General features: G+C 70.1%; 3 protein-coding genes. 1 reads left to right on the top strand and 2 read right to left on the bottom strand.

The features are described 5' to 3' along the window. Positions 1-1,050, top strand: a 1,050-nt coding sequence (locus tag VF662_RS00325) for an NAD(P)/FAD-dependent oxidoreductase (RefSeq protein WP_464136331.1), incomplete at its 5' end; no start/stop codon positions are given. On the opposite strand, the gene purT is transcribed toward VF662_RS00325, so the two are convergent. Both purT and VF662_RS00315 read right to left on the bottom strand, forming a co-directional pair. Beyond that, a complete protein-coding gene (gene purT / locus VF662_RS00320) occupies positions 1,037-2,209 on the bottom strand; it encodes a formate-dependent phosphoribosylglycinamide formyltransferase (protein ID WP_464136329.1) in 1,173 nt (390 codons plus the stop codon). The genes VF662_RS00325 and purT overlap by 14 nt on opposite strands. Then, positions 2,206-3,046, bottom strand: an 841-nt coding sequence (locus tag VF662_RS00315) for a hypothetical protein (protein ID WP_464136327.1), incomplete at its 5' end; no start/stop codon positions are given. The genes VF662_RS00315 and purT, both read right to left, overlap by 4 nt.

The following is a 3,046-nucleotide window of genomic DNA, read 5'->3' as shown; positions in this document are numbered from 1 at the left end:
GAGGCTGAGGAGGCGCTCGGCCGTCACAGCTCCGGCCGGAGCGTGACCTTCTCGCATTACGGCATCGGCGATGCGGCGGTGCGCGGCCTCACCTCCTACAGCCGCGCCTTCTTCCTCGATCCTCCGGCGGCTTTCAGCGATGAGCCGATCGCCCGAACCGCATCCGCCTTGTTCGTGGCGACCGAGGAGATGCTTCCGACCCTCCACGCGCTCCAGGCGCAGATGGAGCGCTTCACCAATAGCATTTCCTACGTAGGCGAAGCGGAGATCCGGGCGCTCTGCCCGGTGCTGAAGACGGGGGAGGGGGCGATGGTCTCGGGCGTCGTCGAGACGGCGGGCCTGCGGCTCGATGCCGACGCGCTGCTGCAGGGTTTCGCCCGCGCCGTCCGGACGTCGGGCGGCGAGATCCACATGGGCAAGCGCATTGCGCGCCTCGCGCACGCGCGCGGGGAATGGGAAGCCGAGACCGAAGCGGGCGAGCGTTTCTCCGCCCCGATCCTGATCAACGCCGCCGGCGCCTGGGCCGACGGCGTCGCCGCCCTCGCCGGCGTGAGGCCGCTGGGCCTAACCCCAAGGCGCCGCACCATCATCGTGGTCGATCCTCCCCGCGGGGAGAACGTGCGGGACTGGCCGTTCGTGAAGACCGCCGCCGACCTCTTCTACATGCTTCCCGAGGCCGGCCGCCTGCTCGCCTCCCCGGTCGACGAAGTTGTGAGCGAGCCGTGCGATGCCCAGCCCGAGGATTACGACCTCGCGCTCGCCGCCCATCGGCTCGAGGAATATACAAGCCTCAGCGTCCGCCGCATCGCCCATCGCTGGGCCGGCCTTCGCACCTTCACTTCGGATCGCGTCCCGACCGCCGGCTTCGCCCCCGACGCCCCCGGCTTCTTCTGGCTCGCCGGCCAGGGCGGCTACGGCCTCCAGACCGCCCCGGCGATGGCCGAGATCACCGAGGCCCTGATCACCGGCGCCGCCTGGCCGGCGGGGCTGGCGGCACTCGGCGTCGCACCGGAGCAGATCCGCCCCGAGCGCCTCCTCAGGAATAGCTGATCGTCACCTTCGCGGCGGCTTCCGCGGCGAGCTTCCGCGCCGCGTCCGTGTCCGCTCCCGTGGCAAGCGTCACTGCCATGCGCCGGTAAGGGCGCGTCACCGGCTTGCCGAACACCCGCACGTCCACCTCCGCGCCTTCGGTTCCAAGCGCCAGCGCGTCCGCAATGCCGGCGATGCTGAAGCTGTCGCTGTCCCGGTCCGCGAGCACCACCGCGGATGCGGACGGTCCAAGCAGAGCGATGCGCGGGATCGGGAGGCCGAGCACGGCGCGCGCATGCAGGTCGAATTCCGACAAATTCTGCGAGATCAGAGTCACCATGCCGGTGTCGTGCGGCCGCGGCGACAGCTCGGAGAAGATCACCTCGTCTCCCCGCACGAAATATTCGACGCCGTAGATGCCGTAGCCGCCGAGGTCGTCGACCACCGCCTTCGCCATCCTCTGCGCCTCGGCGAGCGCCGCCTCCGACATCGCCGCCGGCTGCCAGCTCTCCCGATAGTCGCCGCGCTCCTGGCGATGGCCGATCGGCGGGCAGAAGAGCACGCCGTCCCGGGTGCGCACCGTCAGCAGGGTGATCTCATAGTCGAAGTCGATGAACTCCTCGACGATCACCCGCGCCCGGTCGCCGCGCATGTTGGCGACCGCATAATCCCAGGCCGGCTCCAGCTCGTCCTCGGCGCGGACCGTGCTCTGCCCCTTGCCCGATGACGACATGACAGGCTTTACGACGCACGGCAGCCCGGTATGCCGCGCCGCCTCCAGCACCTCGTCGAGGCTTTCGGCGAAGCGGAAGCGCGAGGTCCGGAGCCCGAGCGTTTCCGCCGCCAGCTCCCGGATGCTGTCGCGGTTCATCGTCATCATCGTCGCGCGGGCCGAGGGCACCACCGTGAACCCCTCGCGCTCCACCTCGAGCAGCACTTCGGTCCGGATCGCCTCGACCTCCGGCACGATCAGGTCCGGCCGGTGAGCCTCGATCGACGCGCGGAGCTTGTCGGCGTCCAGCATCGAGAAGACCTCGCTCTCATCCGCCACCTGCATCGCAGGCGCGCCCGCATAGCTGTCGCAGGCGATCACGAAGCACCCCAGCCGCTTCGCCGAGATCGCGAATTCCTTGCCAAGCTCGCCCGCGCCCAGCAGCAGGATCCTGGACGTGAAGCTCATGCCCGGGCGGCCGTCAGCTTCGCCACCGCCGCCTCGAGCGCCCTCAGCCGCTCCTCCTGCTCCCTCATCCGCTCGTTCCTCAGCCCCACGATCTGCACCGCCCTTGCGATCGGGTCCGCCACTTCGGCAAGCACTTCCCGCTCGTCGCTGCCGTAGAAGCTCCCGTCCGGGCGTGGGCCGAGCAGGATCCAGCCCACCGGCTCACCGCCCCCGTAGCGCACCCGGAGCGGCAGCCGCACCGGGAACAGCGGATCGTCCCGGTCGAGCCCGAGCGCCTCCAGCCCCGCATCTGGCCTGAAGTTGTCGCTCCAGGATGCAGCTGCTTCCGCCCCGATGTCCCGCGCGGCCACGATCTCCCGCCCGACCAGGACCGCCGCCCATTTGGCCCGCACGCCGTCCGTAAGCCGACCCAGCACCTCGTCCAGCAGGCCCGGCAGATCGCTCGTTTCCCTGAGGTCCCCGACTGCTTCCGGCAGGTCGCGGCGAAGGCGCACCAGCCCCTTCTGGAAGCGCCGCTCCGCCCAGGCCTGCACGCGGTTGTTGAGCGGCGTGATCAGCACAACGGCGAGAGCCGCTGCGATCGCGCCCGGAAGTGCTCCGGCTTCCCCTCCCAAATTGGTCTCGAAGAACCATTCGATCGCTTCGGAGCTCGCGGCGAAGGTCGCGCCGAGCATCAAGGTCAGCAAGGCGTAGCCGGCCGAGCGGCTGATCGCCGCCTCCGCGTCGTACAGGCGGTAGCGAAGCAGCGAGACGAGCAGCCCCGCCGCCATCAGCACGAGCGCGAGCGGGATCACGATCTGGTTGAGGACGAACTGGAGCTGCCGCTGCCCCTCGGCG

The sequence above is a fragment of the Allosphingosinicella sp. genome (assembly GCF_036387215.1).
In the GTDB taxonomy this organism is placed as follows: Bacteria; Pseudomonadota; Alphaproteobacteria; order Sphingomonadales; family Sphingomonadaceae; genus Allosphingosinicella.
This window is presented reverse-complemented; position numbering and strand designations above follow the sequence as displayed.